This window comes from Clavibacter zhangzhiyongii (assembly GCF_014775655.1).
GTDB lineage: Bacteria > Actinomycetota > Actinomycetes > Actinomycetales > Microbacteriaceae > Clavibacter > Clavibacter zhangzhiyongii.
This window is the reverse complement of record NZ_CP061274.1, coordinates 673,317-693,521: the sequence shown is the minus strand read 5'-3', so window position 1 is coordinate 693,521 and position 20,205 is coordinate 673,317. Positions and strand designations below refer to the sequence as shown.

Here is a 20,205-nt window from a genome sequence, read left to right as displayed (position 1 = left end):
CGCTCGGACCGCTGATCGCCCGCACCGGGAACCCGCCCCGTGCGGGCAGTATCGCACCCGTGGCCGGGAAATCCCCGCTCGCGCCGGGTTTTCGAACGGCTCGCCGTGCGTCCACCCGATGCCCGTCGCCGCGGAGCATGCTGGAGGGATGGCGCACCGGGCATCGACGACGACGGACCGCGTCCCGGAGCCCAAGACCTGCGCCTCATGCGGCCGCACCATCGAGTGGCGGAGGAAGTGGGAGCGCGACTGGGACGAGGTGCGCTACTGCAGCGACGCGTGCCGGCGCCGCGGCGTCACCGACGTCGACGCGTCGCTCGAGCGGCGGATCCTCGACCTCCTCGCCCACCGCGCCGGCGGCGCCACCATCTGCCCGTCCGAGGCGGCCCGCGCCGAGTCGCCCGACGACTGGCGCGAGCTCATGGAGCCGGCCCGCCGCGCGGCCCGGCGGCTGGTCGACGCGGGCGAGGTCGAGATCACGCAGAAGGGGTCGGTCGTCGATCCCTCCACGGCCAAGGGGCCCATCCGGATCCGCCGTCGTCGCTGACCAGGCACACTAGGGGGATGCATCGACCGACCCTCACCGTCCTGGCCGCCGTCGCGAGCGCGGCGCTCCTGTCCGGATGCGGGGTCCAGTCCCAGTTCGACGCACCCTCGACCGCCATCTACGCCACCACCGCGGATGCCCGCACGGCGCTCGGCGCGTCGACGCCGGCGTGGATCCCCGAGGACGGCACCCTCATCCGCACCAAGGTCGACAAGAAGGCCGGCACCATCGTGGCCGTGCAGACCGGGCAGGCCGCCCCGGCGCCCGGCGGCTGCACCGACCTGGAGCTGCCCACCATCGAGGACACCTGGTGGCCGCCGGAGATCGACCCCGCCCAGGTCTCGTGCGCCGACGGCTGGGCCCTGTTCGGCGCCAGCGGCCGCATCTACGGCTGGAGCAGCGCGGCCCTCGGCTAGCCCGGTCGCCGCGACGAGCCGATGACCGATCCCCGCGCACGCGACCGCCGGCTCCTCGTCGGCGCCGTCGTCTGCGTCGCGGTCCTCCTGCCGGCCGCGGTGCTGTGCGCGGTCGCGCTCGTGCAGGGCGCGATCCTCATCGACGAGCTGCCCCCGCCCGAGTTCGGCATCGCCAGCTCGCCCGAGCACGAGGCGCTGGGCCGGCAGGCGCTCGCCTGCGGTGCGGTGGCCGTGCTCGCGCTGGTCGGCGCCGTCGCCTGCGCGGTCCTCCGTCAGGCGGGGCCCGCGGCCCCGACCCGACGCTGACGGCGGGACGCGAGCGCTCGCAGCACGAGGATCACGACCACGCCGACGGCCGCGCCCACGACCGTGTCGACCACGCGGTCGGCCACGAGCGGCAGCACCGGCAGCGTCCGGCCGAGCCCGCCCATCACGAGCGCGAGCGGCGTGATGAAGACGAGCGCCAGCCCGTAGTGCCGCCCCACCGCGAGCTCGGCCGCGAACTGGCAGGCCACGGCGACCGCGATCACGGCGGGCGCCGGGAGGTGCAGCGCGAGGATCCCCGCGGCCACCACCGACCCGGCGAGCGTCCCGAGCACCCGGTGCGCCACGCGCGTGAACGACAGCGGCCCGCGCACCACCGGCAGCACCGCGACGAGCGTCACGACGGCCCAGTAGTGGTGCCCGAGCCCGAGCGCCACGGCGATCGCGCCCGCGACGAGCGCGCCGACCACGTTGGCGACCACCGCCGTCCACGCGGCGGGGTCGCGGTGCACGGCGGCGTCGCGCACGGGGATCCGCGGCAGCGCGCGGAAGCGGTGCGCGTGCGCGTCGGGCGTCCAGCGGCGCAGCAGCCAGCCGGACATGCAGACGCCGGCGGAGAACGCGATGGCGGCGACAGCCGTCACGAGCGCGTCGCGCGCCTGCGCCGGATCCACGGGCACGGCCGCGCAGACCACCAGCCCGAACACGGGGAACAGCGGATGCGGCGGCACCAGGCTCATCGCGGTCGACACGAGCGACGCCCCGCCGAGGACGACGGCGAGCCCGACCGCCTCCAGCGCGAGCGGCGCGTCGGCGAGCGACAGGAGGACGCCCGTGGAGATGGCGACGAGCATCATCGCGGCCCCCGCGCCGACGCTCGCGAGCCGCAGCCGGTACCGCTCGTTCCGGCCGTACAGCCCGGTGAACGCGCCGAAGGACGCGTACAGCGCGAGGTCGAGCCGGTCGATCGCGAGGAGCACCAGGAGCGGCACCAGGAGGCCGACGCTCGCGCGCATCGCGGCCTCGAGGTCGAGCGTCCGGGTCGACGGCGGTCGCGGGGCGGGCGATGACGTCACACGGGATCCGATCTCCCCGGAGGTGGAAACCGGGCCTCCCCACGCTACGCCCGGTCGTCGCCTCCCCCGGACGCGCCGACGCGCCCCCGGTCTCCCGGGGGCGCGTCGGCCGGTCGTGCGGGTGCGGCTAGGAGCGCGCGGCCCGCAGCACCGTGAAGGAGCGGTCGCGCACGAGGATGCTCGTCGCGTCCTCGTCCGTGTTCTGCTCGGAGTCGGACGAGATGGCGAGGTGCCACGAGACGCCGAGGCCCTCGGGCAGCTGGAACTCGACGGGGCCCTCGGCGGCGTTGAACGCGACGAAGAACGCGTCGCTGTCCTTGCCCTTCATGATGACGCCGATGCTGAAGGCGTTCGGGTCCTCCCAGTCCTCCGGGTTCAGCGTCTGGCCGTCGGCGCGGATGAAGCGCACGGCCTCCTCGGCGCCCTCGACGTCGTCGCCGCGGAACCAGATGGGGCGGAGGGCCCGGTTGCCGCGACGCAGGCGGATCAGCTTCCGCGTGAAGTCCTGCAGGTCGCGGTCCGCGTTCTCCCAGTCGAACCACGAGATCTCGTTGTCCTGGCAGTACGCGTTGTTGTTGCCGCCCTGCGTGCGGGCGATCTCGTCGCCGCCGAGCACCATCGGGACGCCCGAGGAGAGCAGCAGCGTGCCGAGCATGTTGCGGCGCTGGCGGTCGCGGATCGCGTTCACCTCGGCGTCGTCCGTCGGACCCTCGACGCCGGCGTTGGAGGAGCGGTTGTCGCTCTCGCCGTCGTTGTTGTCCTCGCCGTTGGCCTCGTTGTGCTTCTCGTCGTAGGCGGTGAGGTCCGCGAGCGTGAAGCCGTCGTGCGCCGTGATGAAGTTGACGCTGCACAGGGGCGAGCGGCGGTCGGACTCGTACACGTCCGGGCTGCCGGTGATCCGCTGGGCGAGCGCGCCGAGCACGTTCTGCCCGCTGTGCCAGAAGTCGCGCACGTCGTCGCGGAACTTCCCGTTCCACTCCGACCAGTCGGCGGGGAAGCCGCCGACCTGGTAGCCCTGGGTGTCCCAGGGCTCCGCGATCATCTTCACCGGCGCGAGCACCGGGTCCTGGTGGATGAGGGTGAGGAACGCGCTGTGCAGCTCGGCGTCGCCGTCCTGGCGCGTGAGCGTCGTGGCGAGGTCGAAGCGGAAGCCGTCGACGTGCATCTCCTCAACCCAGTAGCGGAGCGAGTCCATGATGAGCGCGAGCGCGGCCGGGTGCCCGACGTTGAGGCTGTTGCCGGTGCCGGTGGTGTCGAAGTACGACGCCTCGTCGCCCTCCACGAGCCGGTAGTAGGAGGCGTTGTCGATGCCCTTCAGCGACAGCGACGGGCCCATGTGGTTGCCCTCGGCGGTGTGGTTGTAGACCACGTCGAGGATGACCTCGAGGCCGGCCGCGTGCAGCGCCTTCACCATCTCCTTGAACTCGGCGACCTGCTGGCCGCCGTCGCCCGCGGAGCTGTAGTCGGAGTACGGGGCGAGGAAGCCGATGGAGTTGTAGCCCCAGTAGTTGCGGAGGCCCTTCTCCTCGAGGTGCGAGTCCTGCATGAAGTGGTGCACCGGGAGCAGCTCGACGCTCGTGACGCCGAGGTCGGTGAGGTACTCGATGGCCGACGGGTGCGCGAGGCCCGCGTACGTACCGCGGATCTCCTCGGGCACCGACTCCAGCTTCTCGGTGAAGCCCTTCACGTGGACCTCGTAGACGACGGTCTCGTCCAGCGGCGTGCGCGGGGCCTCGTCGTCCTCCCAGTCGAAGCGGCGGTCCGCGACGACCGAGCGGGGCATGGAGGCGGCGGAGTCGGCCTCGTTGATCGCGTTCGGGTCGTCGAAGGTGTGCGCGAAGACGTCCTCGCCCCAGGTGGGGTGGCCCTCGATGGCGATGGCGTAGGGGTCGAGCAGGAGCTTGGCGGGGTTGTGGCGGAGGCCGCGGGACGGGTCCCACTCGCCGTGCACGCGGAGGCCGTAGCGGGTGCCGATGCCGGCGCCCTCGACGAGGCCGTGGAAGACGTGGCCGGTGCGCTCGGAGAGCCGCGTGCGGGTCTCGGTGCCGGCGTCGTCGAACACGCAGACCTCGACGGCCTCCGCGGTCTCGGAGTACACGGCGACGTTGAGCCCGCTGGGCAGGCCCCCGTCGCGGGCGACGACGGTCGCGCCGAGCGGGTACGGGCGGCTGATGTAGGAGCGGCTGATGGGAGGGAGATCGATGGTCACCGGTTCAGTATGCTCGCGCCCGTCCGACCCGTTCGTGCACGAAGCGGATTCCCCAGGGAGCGGTCCGAGACCGGCGCTCGGCGGCTACCGATGCCCGTCCCGGCCCGCCCCGCGGGCATCCGGCTACCAGCCGTGCAGCGAGGCGAGCGCGCGCTGCGCTTCGCCGCCCCAGGTCGCGAGGAGCACGCCGTGGCCCGCGGACGGCCGGGCGACGACGGAGCGCTGCTCGCCCGCGGCGGTGAGGACCGGGGATCCGGCCGCGCCCGTGCCGAGGGTGCAGGGGATGGCGATCTGCCCGCCCGCGGCGTGCTGTGGACGACCCGCGCACGCCTCGAGCGTCGCGGCGGCCGATCCGGCGGCCGGGTAGCCGAGGATCGCGAGGCGCGGCGCGGGACCGGTCGCCGGGACGAGCGCGGATCCGAAGACGGGCTCCGCGGCGCCCACCGACGCGGCGAGGACCTCGCCCGCGGGGCCGCTCACGCGGGCGAACCCGGCGTCGTCCGCGGCGCGGCCGGTCGTCGTCCACGCCGGGGAGACGGCGGAGACCCGCACGGGCCACAGGCCGTGCGGCGCGGCCGCGCCCTGGGCGCCGGGGACGAAGACCGCGGACGCGACGGGCGCGCCCGTGCGGCGGTCGACCAGGCAGTGCGCTGCGGTCGCGACGGCGTCGCCGTCGGGGGTGTCGACCACGCTCGCCGTGCACGCGCGGTCGCGTCCGTCGGCCACGTAGTAGAGGACGCCGACGAACGGCTGGTCCGGATGCGCGACCGGGGCGGCCGCGGGCGCGTCGCCGGTGGCCTGCGCGCGGAGCGCCGAGGCCGAGGCCGACGACGGGTCCGCTGCGGGCGACACGGGGTCGGTCGCGAGCGCCGCCCGGCGACGCTCCGCCGTCCAGTGCGCGGCGGCGGAGGCGGGATCGGCGGCGGCGACCACGACGGACGCGCCGGTGGCGCTGGTGCTGCCCTGCCCGGCGGGAGCGGCCGACGCGGCGACGGGCGCGCCGAGCACGGCGGCGGCGAGGCCGCCCGCGACGGCGAGCGCCGCGACCGCGCGGCGGGGACGGGCCGGGGCGGCGGGGGTGGATCTCGGGCGGATGCGCATGGTGGTGTCCTCCAGGCTCGTGCGGCTCGCGCCCCTCCGCCGGAGCGGCGCTCGCCGACGGGTGGCATCGAGACGGGCGGCCACCGGGAGGGGACGCGCGGATCCCCGGACGGTAGCGGCATCCGGCCCGCCGCCGCGCGCCCTGTCCCCACGCGGGCCCGGGCCCGGCTCAGACCAGGAGCGACCGGTCGACCACGTCGTGCTCCCGTCCGGCGTCGGGCGCGAGGCCGCGCCACGCCTCCTCCAGGATGTCGAGCGCGCGGTCGGTGGCGGCGGGCGGCGCCGTGATGGGGATCCGCAGGAAGCGCTCGAACGCGCCGTCGTGCCCGAAGCGGCTGCCGCCCGAGATCATCAGCCCCCGGGATCGCGCCGCCAGGGCGAGCTCGGTGCTCACGGGCGCGCCGATGCCGACCCACACGGCGAGCCCGCCGTCCACGTGCGGCACCTCCCACCCGGGGAAGCGGCGGGCGAGCTCCGCCTCGACGTGGTCGCGCGTCTCGCGGAGGCGGGCGCGGCGCTCGGCGAGGATCGCGTCCATGCCGCCGAGCGCCTCCGTGACGACGAGCTGCTCGAGGACGGGCGTGCCGAGGTCGCGGGCCGAGCGAGCGCGGGCGAGATCGCGCAGCAGCGCCCGGCCCGCGCGGATCCAGCCGACGCGGAGCCCGCCCCACACCGTCTTGCCCACCGACCCGACGAGCACGACCGCACCCGGCGACCCGTGCACGGCGAGCGGCGGATGCGATCCCGCCCGGTCGATGTCGAGCTCGGCGGTCGTCTCGTCGGCGATCACGGTCACGCCCTCCGCCTCGGCGAGCGCCACGATCCGCGCGCGCTGGTCCTCCGGCATGGTCCGCCCGGTCGGGTTGTGGAAGTCGGGCATGAGGTACGCGACGGCGGGCCGGGTGCGGCGGATCGTCTGCGCCAGCACGTCCTCGTCCCAGCCGTCGGCGCCGACGCCCGCCCCGACGAGCCGCGCCCCGGCGTCGCGGAGGGCCTGGATCGCGTGCGGGTAGCTCGGCTGCTCCACGAGCGCCCGGTCGCCGCGGTGCACGAGCACGGAGGCGAGGAGGCCGATCGCGTGCTGCGCGCCCACCGTCACCATGATGTCGTCGGCCTCCGTCGGCAGGCCGCGCGCCCGGTACCGGGCGGCGACGGCCTCGCGCAGCACCGGCAGGCCCTCGATGTCGTAGCCGGCGCCGTCGAGGTGCGCGGGCAGCCGGGCGGCGGCCCGCGTCGCGGCGTCGGCGAGCGCGGGCGCCGCCGGGATCGCGGCGCGGCTCATGTCGGCGATCCCGTGCCCCTCCCCCTCGACGTCGCGCCCCGGCGTCGGGATCCGGGTGACGCTGCCCGAGCCGCGGCGGCTCGCGAGGTGGCCGGTCGCCCGCAGCGCCGCGTAGGCCGCGGCGACCGTGGTGCGGCTGAGCCCGAGCGCCGCGGCCAGCTCGCGCTCGGCCGGCAGGCGCGCGCCGACCGGCACGCGCCCGTCGACGACGAGCCGGCGGATCCCCTCCGCGAGCGCCTGGTACGCCGGCCCGCCCCGCGGCCGGTCGCCGAGCATCGCGACCAGCGCGACGGGTCCGAGCACGGCGGAGGGAGCGGAGCCGGAGAGGGTCATGAGGCCACAGTGTGTCGATTGGCACCTTGTCCCGCAAGGCGCGACGCGATTGGATCTCCCCCATGCTCCGTCGCTCAGTCCAGTTCGCCGTCGGCATCTTCCTCTACGGCTTCGCCATCGGGATGATGCTGCAGGCCGCCGTCGGCGTCTCCCCGTGGGACGTGCTCAGCCAGGGCGTCACCCTGCGGACGGGCCTCCCCTTCGGGCTGGTCACGAACATCATCGGCGCGCTCGTGCTCCTGCTCTGGATCCCCATCCGCCAGCGTCCGGGCTGGGGCACCGTCCTCAACGTGCTCTTCGTCGGCTACAGCGCGCAGGTCGCGCTCGTGGTGGTGCCGGCCGTCGACAGCCTCTGGATCCGCATCCCCCTGTTCGCCGCCGGCCTCGTCCTCCTCGGCGTCGCGACGGGTCTCTACATCGGCGCGCACTTCGGGCCGGGCCCGCGCGACGGGCTCATGACGGGCATCCACCGCCGCACGGGCTGGCCGGTGTGGCGCGTGCGCGTCGGCATCGAGCTGGTGGTGCTCGCGATCGGCTGGGCGCTCGGCGGGAACGTGGGTGTGGGCACGCTCGCGTTCGCCCTCCTGATCGGCCCGATCGTCCAGCGCACGCTCCCCCTGTTCGACCTGCCCGCGCCCGTCCGCGAGCGGCCCGGGCGCCGCGGCGGCGACGCCCCCGCCGACCCGGCGGGCACCCTCCCGACGGGACCGGTCGCCACCGTCGGCTAGTCCGCTGCACGACGGGCATCCGGCCGGCTCGCGGTCGGCGCCCCGCACCGTCGCGGCCCGGGCATGTCGCGGGGTATCGTTGCCGCTCGTGACTCCGGACCCCCAGGCTCCCGAGAGCAGTCCCGCCAAGCGGCTGCTCATCGGCGAGAAGCTCGCCAGCGACAAGCTCGAGGGCCAGCTCCTCCCCAAGCACCTGGCCCTCCCCATCTTCGCGAGCGACCCGCTCAGCTCGGTGGCCTACGCGCCGCAGGAGCTGCTGCTGATCCTCACGCTCGGCGGGCTCGCCTTCCTGAGCTTCGCGCCCTGGGTCGCGGCCTGCGTCGTGATCCTCCTGGTCGTGGTGGTGCTCAGCTACCGCCAGCTCATCAAGGCCTACCCGTCCGGCGGCGGCGACTACGAGGTCGCCCACCGGAACCTCGGCGAGAAGGCCGGCCTCGTCGTCGCGTCCGCGCTCCTCGTCGACTACATCCTCACGGTGGCCGTGTCGGTCGCCTCCGGCGTCGACAACATCATCAGCGCGATCCCCGAGATCGCGCCGTTCCGCGTCGAGATCGCCGTGCTGTTCGTCGCGCTCCTCGCCGCCGTCAACCTGCGCGGCGTGCGCGAGTCGAGCAAGGCCTTCGCGGTGCCGACCTACCTCTTCATCGCCAGCGTGGGCGTGATGATCGCGGTCGGCCTCGCCCGCACCGCGCTCGGCGACCCGCCCGTCGCCGAGTCCGCCGCCTACACGGTCGACACCCCGAGCCTGTCGCAGGTGGCCTTCATCCTCCTGCTGCTGCGTGCGTTCTCGAGCGGCTGCTCCGCGCTCACGGGCGTCGAGGCCATCTCCAACGGCGTGCCCGCGTTCCGCACGCCCAAGGTCAAGAACGCCCAGTCGACCCTCGTCATCATGGGCGGCACCGCCATCGTCCTGTTCGTCGGCCTCACGACCCTCGCGCTCATCGCCCGCGTGCACTACGGCGAGCACCCGTGCGACCTCCAGGGCTGGGCCGAGTGCGCCACCGAGCCGCAGAAGAGCCTCATGGCGCAGGTCGCGGCGGCCACCTTCGGCGACGGCAGCGTGATGTTCTACCTGCTGCAGGCGACCACCGCCGCGGTGCTCCTCCTCGCGGCCAACACCGCCTTCAACGGCTTCCCCCTGCTCGGCTCCGTGCTCGCCAAGGACGCCTACGCGCCCAAGTCGCTGCTCACGCGCGGCGACCGCCTCGTCTACAGCAACGGCATGCTGCTGCTGGCGCTCGGCGCGACGCTCATCCTCATCGTCTACCAGGCCAACCTCACGCAGCTCATCCAGCTCTACATCATCGGCGTCTTCGTCTCGTTCACCCTCGGGCAGACGGGCATGGTCGTGCACTGGACCCGCATGCTCCGCGCCGGCTGCGCGAACCGCGGGGAGGTGATCCGCGGCCTCGCCATCAACGCGTTCGGCGCGCTGCTCACCGCGCTCGTCCTCATCGTCGTGACGATCACCAAGTTCACGCACGGCGCCTGGCTCGTCTTCGCGATCATGCCGGTGCTGTTCCTCCTCATGCTCGGCGTGAACCGCTACTACCGCGACGTGGAGAAGGAGATCGAGGTCGACCCCGTCACGGTCTTCGGCTCCACGGGCGACCACGCGGTCGTGCTCGTCGGCCGGATGCAGAAGCCGGTGCTCAAGGCCCTCGACTACGCGATCGCGGCGAACCACGACAGCATCGAGGCGGTGCACGTCTCCATCGACGACGAGGCCACGAGGCTGCTGGAGCGCCAGTGGGTCGAGATGGAGATCGACATGCCGCTGCGCATCGTCGCCTCGCCGTACCGCGACATCAGCTTCCCGCTCATCAGGTACCTGAAGTCGCGGCGCGAGGAGCACGGCAGCGAGATCATCACGGTCTACACGCCCGTCTACATCGTCGGGCACTGGTGGGAGACGCTGCTGCACAACCACAAGGCCAGGCGGATCCGCCAGAAGCTCCTGCTCGTGCACGGCGTCACGCTCGCCCTGGTGCCGTGGCTGCTCGACTCGTCGGAGCTCATCTACGGCCGCCGGTCGCGACCCGTCCCCGGCCAGGACCGCCGTGGCGAGCCCGTGCGCCCCGCCGTGCGCCGACCCGGCCCTCCTCCGACCACGCCGGTCAAGCACACGAGCGGCCGCGAGACCCCGTAGCGCCCGCGCGCATAGCGCATCTGCGTACTAATGGTTAGGGGGCCCCCTTTTTCGCCGGGGGGCTAGGCATGGCGCTCCTCTCGGAGTTGCGTGTGGTGAGCAGGGCCCGAGCCCTGCGGCAACTCGAACACCACGAGCACCGAGAGGGAACCACATGTCGAACGACCTCACACCGGCGTCGCCCGCGAACGGCGGCTACGCCTCCGACGACGCGTACGCGGCCGTCGTCCCGGCGTCCACCCTGGGCACGACCGGGGGCGCGGGCACCGGCTCCGCGAGCACCGACAGCACCGGAAGCAGCACCACGGACACCGCGAAGGAGCAGGCGGCCAGCGTCGCCGGCGACGCGAAGGCCGGCACCCAGCACGTCGCCGGCGTCACGAAGGACGAGGCCTCCAAGGTCGCGTCCGAGGCCAAGTCGCAGGCGCAGGACCTCCTCGCGCAGACGCGCGACCAGCTCCGCGAGCAGACGGGCGTCCAGCAGGAGCGCGCCGCCGGCAGCCTCCGCACGCTCAGCGACGAGCTGCGGGACATGGGCGACAAGTCCGAGAGCACGGGCCTCGCCAGCGAGCTCGTCTCGCAGGTCGCCCACCGCGCCGGCAGCGCGGCCTCGTACCTCGAGGGCCGCGACCCGGGCACGCTCCTCCAGGACGTGACCGACTTCGCGCGCCGCCGCCCGGGCCTGTTCGTCGGCCTCGCGGTCGTCGCGGGCGTCGCCGCCGGCCGCCTCACCCGCTCGCTGACGAGCGAGGCGCACGACCGCAAGGAGGCCGAGCAGGCCCCCGCCGCGGGCGCCTCGAGCACCGGCACCGGCACCGCGGGCACCTCCGCCGGCTACGTCACGCCCGCGGTCCCGACCGCGAGCGCGCACGCGCCGACCGAGCTCAGCGCCGACGAGCCCATCGGCGTCGGACCGTACGACGCCCCGGCGACGGACGCGTCCACCCCGCTCTACGACCAGACGCGCCCCGTCGACCCGCTGACCGACACCTTCGGCGCGGGCGACCGCACCGACGGATCGCGCGCATGACCGACGGACGCACCCCCTCCGAGGAGAAGGCCGCGACGACGAGCCTCGGCGACCTCCTCGGCAACGTCACGCGGGACGTCTCCACGCTGATGCGCCAGGAGATCGCCCTCGCCAAGGCGGAGATCAGCGACTCGGCCAAGAAGGCCGGGAAGGGCGCGGGCCTCTTGGGCGGCGCGGGATACGCGGGCCTCATGGCCGTGTTCTTCCTCTCCGTCGCCCTCATGGTCGGACTGGGCTACCTGTTCGACAACCAGGCCTGGGGCGCGGTCGTCGTGGCCGTCATCTGGGCCGTCATCGGCCTGGTCATGTACCTGCAGGGCCGCAAGCAGCTCAAGACCGTGCAGGGCGCGCCCCGCACGGCCGAGAGCGTCAAGAAGATCCCCGAAGCGATGAAGAGGAACGAGGCAGACCGATGAGCGACAACCCCGAGCAGATCCGTGCGGAGATCGAGCGCACGCGCAACGAGCTGAGCATCGACGTGGATGCGGTGGCCGACAAGGTCACGCCCGCCAAGGTGGCCCAGCGCCAGACCGACAAGGTGCGCGGCGCCCTCTCGAACGTCAAGGACAGCGTCCTCGGCTCCGCGAGCGACGCCCGCGCGAACGTGGGCGACGCCGTCTCCGGCACCGCCGGCGGCGCGAAGGCCAAGGCGAAGGGCAACCCCGTCGGCCTCGGCCTCGTCGCGTTCGGCGCCGGTCTCCTCATCGCCTCGCTGATCCCGGCGAGCGACAAGGAGAAGGAGCTCGCCACGACCGTCAAGGACAAGGCGCAGCCCCTCGTCGAGAAGGCGACCGACGCCGCGAAGGACGTCGCGTCCGAGCTGAAGGAGCCCGCGCAGCAGGCCGCCGCGGCCGTCAAGGACACCGCGACCGACTCCGCCGGCACCGTCAAGGCCGAGGCGCAGTCGACCGCGGACGACGTCAAGGGCAGCGCCCAGGACGCGAAGCAGGCCGTGCAGGACGACGCACGCGGCTGATCCCGCGCACGAGGAGGGGGAGTCGGCCGCATGGCCGGCTCCCCCTCCGTCGTCCCACGCCGCACGGCACGCGGGTCCCCGAAAAGGAGGACCGCGCTGTAGAGTTGTTTGTGCACGAACTCTTTCCCCCGGGAGTTCGTGCGACCGCCCGGACCGGGCGCCCCGACGACGGAGCACGCGGTCCGGCGGACGGCGTCCGGACCCACCCGAATGGTCCGGATCGATGCGGGGGTCCGCGTCGTGAGTTCCCGCGAAGGACGCCGGGCCCTCGCGTTCCCGTCCCCGCGCCCCGGCTGTCAGCCGAGCGCCGCGACGACCTGCCGAGCGATGCGTCGACCCGCGCGGTTCGCGCCGATGGTCGACGCCTGCGGGCCGTAGCCCGCGAGGAGCACCCGCGGGTCGCGCGCGGAGACGCCGGACTCGACGCGCACGCCGCCCTCCTTCTCCCGCAGCCCGAGCGGCGCCAGGTGGCGGATCTCCGGCCGGAAGCCCGTCGCCCAGATCACCGCGTCGACCTGGTCCCGGCTCCCGTCGGCCCAGACGACGCCGTCCTCCTCGAAGCGCGCGACGGGGCCGCGGCTGTCGAGCACTCCGCGGCGGATCCCCGCGACGATGCGCCGGGTGCGCGGCACGCCCGTCCCGCTCACGATGCTCGGCAGGGCCTCCCCCGCGCGGGCCGCCCGATCCTGGATCTCGACCGCCCGAACGGCCGCCTCGACGTCGAGCTGGCCCGCCTCGAGGAAGTCGACGGGGCGCCGCGTGGACCAGAGCGTGCGCGCGGCGACGCCCTCCAGCTCCAGCAGGAAGCCGATGGCCGACGTCCCGCCGCCCACGACGAGCACCCGGAGGCCCCGGAGGTCGGCGGCGTCGCGGTAGCCCGAGGTGTGCAGCTGGCGGCCGCGGTACGAGGCGAGCCCGGGGAGGGACGGGATGAAGGGCGACCCCCACGTGCCGGTCGCGTTGACCACGAGGCGCGCGATGCGGTCGCCGTCCGTGGCGCGCACGAGGAGCGGGCGGGCGGCGTCGGACGGGTGCGCCGCCCGGCGCCGGGACGCGGGCGGCGGGGGCACGTCGGCGTCGAGCACGGCCCGGACCTCGACCGGCCGGGCGACCTGCAGGTCGAAGGCCTCCTCGTACCGGGCGTAGAGGTCGCGCACGACGTCGCGCGCGGGGAGCCGGCGGTCGGCCGTCGCGAACGAGATGCCGAGCTCGGCCATGCCGGGGAGGTCGGCGACGCGATGCGCGGATCCCAGGCGGAGCGCGGCCCACCGGTGCTGCCAGGCGCCGCCGGTGGAGGGACCGCGGTCGACGACGACGGCGTCCGTGCCCATGCGGAGGCCGAGCCGCCGCAGGTGGTACGCCACGGAGAGGCCGGCCTGTCCGGCACCGATGACCACGACCTGGGTCTCAGCGGGTGCGCGGGTCATGGGACGACCAGGCTAGTGCCCGACCCCGCGTGGATCCCCTGCGGAGGACGAGACCGTACGATGCTCGTGCGCGCTCCCCGACGGGGAGGACACGCCCGGGACGTCGAAGGCCACATGTTAGGGTAGCCCCTAGGTTTTCTCCAATCCCTGCCCGCTGCATCCAGCGTTACACCGCCCATCGGGGCCTGAGTCGTGAGGGGGTCTCGCATGGGGCGCGGCCGTCAAAAAGCTAAGCACACCAAGATCGCGCGAGAGCTGAAGTCGTTCAGTCCGAATGTGGACTACACCCAGCTGGAGCGCGAGCTGACCACCCACGGGGCGGTCGACGAGCAGTACGCGGCCGAGGCCGCCAAGTGGGACGAGTACGCGGACGAGCCGGACGCCTACGTCCCGGGCGACGAGCAGAAGCGCGCCTGATCCCGCGACCGGCTCCGGCCGGATGAGCGTCGGACCCGTCTCCTCGCGAGGCGGGTCCGCTCATGTGCGCCCGCATCCTGCGCGCGGGTCGGCGCTCGACGCCGCCCCACGGGCCGACGCGTCGGGCGCGTGCCCGATCAGTCGCGGTAGCGGCCCGTGAGGCGCACGGCCCCGCCGTCGACGCCCTTGGCGCCCTGCTCGAACCCGGCGCCCGCGGGCGCCTCGCCGACCGTCACGCGACCGGCCTCCCATGTGGGGATGCCCGCCGTCGTGAGCGCGCGCGCGATCCCGTCGGCCGCCGCGGCGTCGACCACGGCGATCATGCCGATGCCGAGGTTCCAGGTGCCCTCGGCGCTCTCGAGCGTCGAGCCGGCGATCCCGGCCAGCGCCCGGAACACCGCGGGCGGCGACCACGTGGACCGCTCGACCTCGCTGAAGGACCCGCGGGGCAGGACGCGCGCGAGGTTCGCCGCGATGCCGCCGCCCGTGACGTGGCTGATGGAGTGCACCCCGGGGCCGAGCTCGGGCTGCCCGAGCACGTCGAGCAGCGGGGTCGTGTAGAGGCGCGTCGGCTCGAGGAGCACCTCGCCCACCCGGCCGCCGAGCTCCGCCGAGGTGTCGCCGAAGCCGATGCCGGCGACGCTGAGGATGTGGCGCACGAGCGAGAAGCCGTTGCTGTGCAGGCCGCTGGAGGCGAGGGCCAGCACGACGTCGCCGTCGCGCACGCGCTCCGCGCCGAGCACGGAGTCGGCCTCGACCGCGCCGACCGCGGCCCCCGCCACGTCGTAGTCGTCCGGCCCGAGGAGGCCCGGGTGCTCGGCGGTCTCGCCGCCGACGAGGGCGGTGCCGGTGTCGGAGCAGGCGCGCGCGATGCCGGCGACGATGTCGGCGATGCGCGCGGGCACGACCTTGCCGCAGGCGATGTAGTCGGTCATGAAGAGGGGACGCGCGCCGACCACGACGATGTCGTCGACGACCATGCCCACGAGGTCCTGGCCGATCGTGTCGTGCTTGTCGACGGCCTGCGCGATGGCGACCTTGGTGCCGACGCCGTCCGTCGACGTGGCGAGCAGCGGGTGGCGGAAGCGCGTGAGGGCGCTCGCGTCGAACAGGCCCGCGAATCCGCCGAAGCCGCCGATCACCTCGGGGCCGTGGGTGCGGGAGACCGCATCCTTCATCAGCTGGACCGCGAGATCGCCGGCCTCCGTGTCGACGCCGGCCTCTGCATACGAGCTCTTGGTGGTCACCGGGACAGAGTACCGGCCGGGCGCGCCGCTCCCGTGTGGGAGACTGGCCGCTCCCCCACCTCTTCTACTCTTCAGGAGTCAGCCGAAGCATGTGCGGCATCGTCGGCGTCGTATCGTCCGAACCCGTCAACCAACTCGTCTACGACAGCCTCCTGCTCCTGCAGCACCGCGGTCAGGACTCCACCGGCATCGCCACCGCCGAGGGCAACACCTTCCACGTGAAGAAGCTCAGCGGGCAGGTCCGCGAGGCGTTCCGCACCCGCGACATGCGCTCGCTCCTCGGCACCATGGGCCTCGGCCACGTGCGCTACGCGACGCGCGGCAGCGCCGCCGACGAGGACGAGGCGCAGCCGTTCTACGTGAACGCGCCCTACGGCATCGTCCTCGTGCACAACGGCAACCTCACCAACACGCGGGAGCTCGCGCAGGAGCTCTTCCACGTGGATCGCCGCCACACCAACACGAGCTCCGACACGGAGCTGCTCGTCAACGTCCTCGCGCACGAGCTGCAGTCGCAGGTGTCCGGCATGGCGCTGGATCCCGACCAGGTGTTCACCGCGGTCGAGCGCGTCCACGAGCGGGTCGAGGGGTCCTACGCCTCCATCGCCATGATCGCCGGGCACGGGATGCTCGCGTTCCGCGACCCGTTCGGGATCCGTCCCCTCACCCTCGGCCGCCGCGAGCTCGAGGGCGGCCGCATGGAGTGGGTCGTGGCGAGCGAGTCGCTCGTCATGGAGTCGCTCGGCTACGAGATCGTGCGCGACGTCGCGCCCGGCGAGGCCGTCTTCATCACGATGGACGGCGAGATGCACTCCCGCCAGTGCCACCCGACGCCGCGCCTGATCCCGTGCGCCTTCGAGTTCGTCTACCTCGCGCGTCCCGACTCGGTCATGTCCGGCATCAGCGTCTACGACGCCCGCCTGCGCATGGGCAACCGGCTCGCGGCCACCATCGCGGAGCACAGCCCCGCGGGCGACATCGACGTGGTCATGCCGATCCCGGACTCGTCCCGGCCGTCGGCCATGCAGGTCGCGCAGACGCTCGGCATCGAGTACCGCGAGGGCTTCTACAAGAACCGCTACGTCGGCCGGACCTTCATCATGCCGGGGCAGGCGCAGCGCAAGAAGTCGGTGCGCCAGAAGCTCAACGCGATGAGCTCCGAGTTCAAGGGCAAGAACATCCTCATCGTCGACGACTCCATCGTGCGGGGCACGACGAGCCGCGAGATCGTGGACATGGCGCGCCAGGCCGGCGCGAACAAGGTGACGTTCACGTCCGCCGCGCCGCCCGTGCGCTACCCGCACGTGTACGGCATCAACATGCCGTCGCGGCAGGAGCTCATCGCGCACGGGCGGAAGATCCCCGAGATCGCCCGGGAGCTCGGCGCCGACCACCTCATCTACCAGGAGGTCGCCGACATGCGCGACGCGATCCTCGAGGGCTCGACCGGCGTGGAGGACCTCGAGATGAGCTGCTTCACCGGCGAGTACATCACCGGCGACGTGACGCCGGAGTACCTGTCGTGGCTGGAGCGCACGCAGCTCAGCTGAGCGGCGGAGGGCCGGGCGGCGCTGCGGCGCCGTCGGCGTCGTGCGGGCTGCCGCGGCGGATCAGTCGCCCTGCTCGCCGGGCTCCCGCTCGGCCGTGAGCACACGGGAGCGGCGCGACGCCGCGCGGTCGAGGGCGAGCGCCAGGAGCGCGGCCAGCGCGCCGAAGAGGACGACCGCGAACAGCGCGAGGAACGCGAGGACCTGCGCCTCGGAGAACTCGGGGTTCGGCGGGAAGGTGAGCGTGAGGACCATCGCCAGGACCAGGCCGAGCACGGCGCCGACCCCCATGAAGCGGAAGTAGCGGGGGGACCGCCGCACGAGGACCTCGGTGCGGCGCTCGTCGTCGGGCTGGGGGCGGGCGTCGGTCATGCGTCCATCCTCTCGCGAGCCGCGGACGGGCGGCGAACCGGGAGCCCGGCGCACAGCCGCGCGTCAGGTCGTCGTCGACCTAGCGCTCGGGGGGGAGCTGCCACGGCACCGGCAGGAGGCCGCGGAGGTCCGCGCGGAGGCCCGACGCACGGACGGCGCCGGCCTCGACCCCGTCGTCCCACGTGGTGCGGCCGGTGGCGAGCGCGATCCAGGTGGAGGGATCCGTCTCGATGACGTTGGGCGGCGTGCCGCGGGTGTGGCCCGGCCCCTCGATGCACTGCACCGCGCCGAACGGCGGCACGCGCACCTCGACCGTGCCGCCGGGCGCGAGGTCCGCCAGCGACTGCAGCAGGAAGCGCACGGCGGTGGCGCGCGTCTCGCGGTCGGCGTCGACCCCCTCGGCGAGCGCGGCGCGCACGGCGGGCTGTCCGACGGTGGGGTGGATGCGCGCCTTGGCCATCCCCCCAGGATGCCAGAGCGACGCGCGCCCCGACGTCGGCGGACGCGCGCCGCACCCCTCCTACTGGGGCGTCGCGCCGTGTCCGTCATTAGGGGGACATCCATTACCGTGTATGGAAGTGCCGGGCGGTGACACGACCCGCCTGGCATGGCAGTCCGTCTCCTCCCGCCGCCTCCCCGGGCATCGCGGAGCGAGGCGGGACGCGCCTCCCGGCGGACCCGAAGAACTCCGAGCGAGGCAGGGAGCCGACCCCCACCGTTCCCGCGGAGGGTCGGTCTCCCGCCGCGTCCGCGACCCCTCCCCAGGGGCGCGGACGCGGCGCGTCCCCGGGCCGCCCCGATGCCCGGGCCGGCGGTGCGCGCGTCGATAGGGTGGGGGCGTGAAGATCCTGGTACTCGGTTCCGGTGCGCGCGAGCACGCCATCGTCACGGCCCTGCTCCGGGAGGACGCGGGTCACGAGATCGTCGCGGCGCCCGGCAACGCCGGCATCGCGCGCGTCGTGCGGGTGATGGGGATGGACATCGACGACCCGGTCGTGGTCGCCGAGCACGCGCTCGCGGAGGGCTACGAGCTCGTCGTCGTCGGGCCCGAGGCGCCGCTCGTCGCCGGGGTGGCGGACGCGCTCCGCACCCGCGGCATCCCCGTCTTCGGCCCGGGCCGCGCCGCCGCCGCCCTCGAGGGGTCCAAGACCTTCGCCAAGCGCATCATGGAGGAGGCGGGCGTGCCCACCGGCCGCGCGGCGCAGGCCGGCACGGTAGACGAGGTCGAGGCCGCGCTCGACGAGTACGGCGCCCCCTACGTCATCAAGGCCGACGGCCTCGCCGCCGGCAAGGGCGTGCTCGTCACGGGCGACCGGGGCCTCGCGCTCGAGCACGCGCGCCACTACCTCGGCCAGGGGACCGTGCTCGTCGAGGAGTTCCTCGCCGGGCAGGAGGTGTCCCTGTTCCTGCTGGCCGACGGGCACGACGTGCTCCCCCTCTCCCCCGCGCAGGACTACAAGCGCCTCGGCGACGGGGACGCGGGGCCGAACACGGGCGGCATGGGCGCGTACTCGCCGCTGCCGTGGCTCCCGGCCGGCTTCGTGGACGAGGTCATCGACACCATCGCGCTGCCCACCGTGCGGAAGCTCGCCGAGGAGCAGACGCCGTTCATCGGGTTGCTCTACTGCGGGCTCATCCTCACCTCCGACGGCATCCGGGTCATCGAGTTCAACGCGCGCTTCGGGGATCCGGAGACGCAGGTCGTGCTGCCCCGCCTCATCACCCCGCTCTCGGGGCTGCTCCTGGCCGCCGCCTCCGGCGAGCTCGGCGGGCTCCCCCGGCCGGAGTTCGCGGACGACGTCGCCGTCACCGTGGTCGTCGCGAGCGAGGGCTACCCCGCGTCGCCGCGCACGGGACGGGTCATCACCGGGGTCGAGGAGGCCGAGCGGGTCCCGGGCGCGAGCGTCGCGCACGCCGCCACGGCCGAGTCCGCGGACGGTCTCGTCGCCACGGGAGGCCGGGTGCTGAGCGTCGTCGCGACCGGGGCCGGCTTCGAGGAGGCGCGGTCGCGCGTCTACGAGGCGGTGGGGCGAATATCGCTCGACGGCTCGCAGCACCGCACCGACATCGCGGCGCAGGTCATCCGATGAGCGCCTCGGGCACGGGCGCCGTCCCCGCCGGGCACGCCTCGGAGTGGGAGCTGCCGGGCTGGGAGCACGCGTACTCGGGCAAGGTGCGGGAGCTCTTCAGCCCCGCGCTCGACGACACGGACGACCGGGCGCTCGAGGGCGAGCCGCACGTGCTCGTCGTCGCGACCGACCGCGTGAGCGCCTACGACTTCGCGCTCGAGCCGGGGATCCCCGGCAAGGGCGAGCTGCTCACGCAGCTGAGCCTCTGGTGGTTCGACCGGCTCGACGTGCCGAACCACCTCGTCGACCGCGCGACCCTCGAGCGCATCGGGATCCCCGAGCCGGTGCGCGGGCGCGCGATGCTCTGCCAGGTGCTCGAGATGCTGCCCATCGAGTGCGTCGTGCGCGGGTACCTGGCCGGATCCGGCTGGGAGGAGTACCGGGAGCACGGCACGGTGTGCGGCATCCCGCTCCCCGCCGGCCTGCAACAGGGCGACCGCCTGCCCGAGCCCATCTACACGCCGGCCTGGAAGGCGCCGCAGGGCGAGCACGACGAGAACATCACGTTCGCGCGTACCGAGGAGCTGGTCGGGCACGAGGAGGCGGCGCGCCTGCGCGACCTGTCGCTCGACGTCTACCGGCGCGCGTCGGCCATCGCCGAGGAGCGCGGCGTGATCCTGGCGGACACGAAGTTCGAGTTCGGCATCGACCCGCGCACGGGCATCACGACGCTCGCGGACGAGGTGCTCACGAGCGACTCGTCCCGCTACTGGGACGCCGAGGCGTACGCCACCGGCAACCGCACGGACAGCTTCGACAAGCAGATCGTGCGGGACTGGCTCGCCGCGAACTGGGACCGCACGGGCACGCCGCCCGTGCTCCCGCCCGAGATCGTGGAGCGCACGGCGGCGCGGTACCGCGAGCTCATCGCGCGCCTCACCGGGCGGTAGGGCGCGCCGCGTCGGTTCCCGGACGGCGGCTGGCACGGGCGGCCGTCCGCGTCATCGTGCGGAGG

The 20,205-nt window shown here is 74.0% G+C and carries 20 protein-coding genes; 12 read left to right on the top strand and 8 right to left on the bottom strand.

From position 1 onward, the window contains the following. Positions 1-148: 148 nt before the first annotated feature. From H9X71_RS03510 to H9X71_RS03500, 3 genes are read left to right on the top strand one after another with little or no spacing between them, the layout of a single operon-like run. Positions 149-547 carry a DUF2256 and DUF3253 domain-containing protein gene (locus tag H9X71_RS03510; RefSeq protein ID WP_191148349.1) on the top strand — a complete coding sequence of 133 codons (399 nt, stop codon included), beginning with the start codon at positions 149-151 and terminating at the stop codon, positions 545-547. 17 nt (positions 548-564) lie between these two features. Next, entirely contained in the window at positions 565-963 is a 399-nt protein-coding gene (locus H9X71_RS03505) for a hypothetical protein (protein WP_191148348.1), read from the top strand. A gap of 21 nt (positions 964-984) precedes the next feature. Then, entirely contained in the window at positions 985-1,269 is a 285-nt protein-coding gene (locus H9X71_RS03500; RefSeq protein WP_191148347.1) for a hypothetical protein, read from the top strand. On the opposite strand, the gene H9X71_RS03495 is transcribed toward H9X71_RS03500, so the two are convergent. From H9X71_RS03495 to yczR, 4 genes are all read right to left on the bottom strand, one after another. Beyond that, positions 1,236-2,303, bottom strand: a complete 1,068-nt coding sequence (locus H9X71_RS03495; protein WP_191148346.1) for an FUSC family protein — start codon at positions 2,301-2,303, stop codon at positions 1,236-1,238. The two genes, H9X71_RS03500 and H9X71_RS03495, sit on opposite strands and share 34 nt — an antisense overlap. A gap of 127 nt (positions 2,304-2,430) precedes the next feature. Further along, entirely contained in the window at positions 2,431-4,512 is a 2,082-nt protein-coding gene (gene glgX, locus H9X71_RS03490; protein ID WP_191148345.1) for a glycogen debranching protein GlgX, read from the bottom strand. Positions 4,513-4,635: 123 nt separating this feature from the next. Then, positions 4,636-5,613, bottom strand: coding sequence for a trypsin-like serine peptidase (locus tag H9X71_RS03485; protein ID WP_191148344.1), 978 nt, complete (start codon positions 5,611-5,613; stop codon positions 4,636-4,638). 169 nt (positions 5,614-5,782) lie between these two features. After that, entirely contained in the window at positions 5,783-7,228 is a 1,446-nt protein-coding gene (yczR, locus tag H9X71_RS03480) for a MocR-like transcription factor YczR (RefSeq protein ID WP_191148343.1), read from the bottom strand. 62 nt (positions 7,229-7,290) lie between these two features. Between yczR and yczE the strand changes: the two genes are divergently transcribed. The 5 genes from yczE (at position 7,291) to H9X71_RS03455 (ending at position 12,111) form a co-directional block, all read left to right on the top strand. Beyond that, the gene (yczE, locus tag H9X71_RS03475) at positions 7,291-7,956 is read left to right on the top strand and encodes a membrane protein YczE (protein WP_191148342.1); all 666 of its coding nucleotides are present in this window, start codon (positions 7,291-7,293) and stop codon (positions 7,954-7,956) included. 88 nt (positions 7,957-8,044) lie between these two features. Then, positions 8,045-10,105 carry an APC family permease gene (locus H9X71_RS03470; protein ID WP_191148341.1) on the top strand — a complete coding sequence of 687 codons (2,061 nt, stop codon included), beginning with the start codon at positions 8,045-8,047 and terminating at the stop codon, positions 10,103-10,105. 154 nt (positions 10,106-10,259) lie between these two features. Continuing rightward, positions 10,260-11,135: a hypothetical protein gene (locus H9X71_RS03465; protein WP_191148340.1), complete on the top strand. Its 876-nt coding sequence runs from the start codon at positions 10,260-10,262 to the stop codon at positions 11,133-11,135. Then, positions 11,132-11,551: a phage holin family protein gene (locus H9X71_RS03460; protein ID WP_119402485.1), complete on the top strand. Its 420-nt coding sequence runs from the start codon at positions 11,132-11,134 to the stop codon at positions 11,549-11,551. Before H9X71_RS03465 ends, H9X71_RS03460 begins: the two co-directional genes overlap by 4 nt. Beyond that, entirely contained in the window at positions 11,548-12,111 is a 564-nt protein-coding gene (locus tag H9X71_RS03455; protein WP_191148339.1) for a DUF3618 domain-containing protein, read from the top strand. The genes H9X71_RS03460 and H9X71_RS03455 overlap by 4 nt, the downstream gene beginning before the upstream one ends. A gap of 296 nt (positions 12,112-12,407) precedes the next feature. Here the strand turns inward: H9X71_RS03455 and H9X71_RS03450 are convergent, their stop codons facing one another. After that, positions 12,408-13,538, bottom strand: coding sequence for an FAD-dependent oxidoreductase (locus tag H9X71_RS03450; RefSeq protein WP_191148338.1), 1,131 nt, complete (start codon positions 13,536-13,538; stop codon positions 12,408-12,410). 207 nt (positions 13,539-13,745) lie between these two features. Here H9X71_RS03450 and H9X71_RS03445 point away from each other — a divergent pair, with 207 nt between their 5' ends. Next, the gene (locus tag H9X71_RS03445; RefSeq protein ID WP_012037444.1) at positions 13,746-13,955 is read left to right on the top strand and encodes a DUF3073 domain-containing protein; all 210 of its coding nucleotides are present in this window, start codon (positions 13,746-13,748) and stop codon (positions 13,953-13,955) included. 137 nt (positions 13,956-14,092) lie between these two features. Here H9X71_RS03445 and purM read toward each other — a convergent pair whose 3' ends face one another. Then, positions 14,093-15,202 carry a phosphoribosylformylglycinamidine cyclo-ligase gene (gene purM / locus H9X71_RS03440; RefSeq protein ID WP_191148337.1) on the bottom strand — a complete coding sequence of 370 codons (1,110 nt, stop codon included), beginning with the start codon at positions 15,200-15,202 and terminating at the stop codon, positions 14,093-14,095. Between the two features lie 89 nt (positions 15,203-15,291). Here purM and purF point away from each other — a divergent pair, with 89 nt between their 5' ends. Next, complete coding sequence (gene purF, locus H9X71_RS03435) at positions 15,292-16,752, top strand: amidophosphoribosyltransferase (protein ID WP_191148336.1); 1,461 nt, start codon at positions 15,292-15,294, stop codon at positions 16,750-16,752. Between the two features lie 60 nt (positions 16,753-16,812). Here the strand turns inward: purF and H9X71_RS03430 are convergent, their stop codons facing one another. Both H9X71_RS03430 and H9X71_RS03425 read right to left on the bottom strand, forming a co-directional pair. Beyond that, on the bottom strand, positions 16,813-17,121 hold the full coding sequence (locus tag H9X71_RS03430) for a hypothetical protein (RefSeq protein WP_191148335.1): 309 nt from the start codon (positions 17,119-17,121) through the stop codon (positions 16,813-16,815). Positions 17,122-17,200: 79 nt separating this feature from the next. After that, positions 17,201-17,581, bottom strand: a complete 381-nt coding sequence (locus H9X71_RS03425; RefSeq protein WP_191148334.1) for a sterol carrier family protein — start codon at positions 17,579-17,581, stop codon at positions 17,201-17,203. Positions 17,582-17,960: 379 nt separating this feature from the next. Here H9X71_RS03425 and purD point away from each other — a divergent pair, with 379 nt between their 5' ends. Next, positions 17,961-19,211 (top strand): phosphoribosylamine--glycine ligase, encoded by a 1,251-nt coding sequence (purD, locus tag H9X71_RS03420; protein WP_191148333.1) that lies wholly within the window; start codon positions 17,961-17,963, stop codon positions 19,209-19,211. Continuing rightward, positions 19,208-20,140, top strand: coding sequence for a phosphoribosylaminoimidazolesuccinocarboxamide synthase (locus H9X71_RS03415; RefSeq protein ID WP_191148332.1), 933 nt, complete (start codon positions 19,208-19,210; stop codon positions 20,138-20,140). The genes purD and H9X71_RS03415 overlap by 4 nt, the downstream gene beginning before the upstream one ends. Positions 20,141-20,205 lie beyond the last annotated feature (65 nt).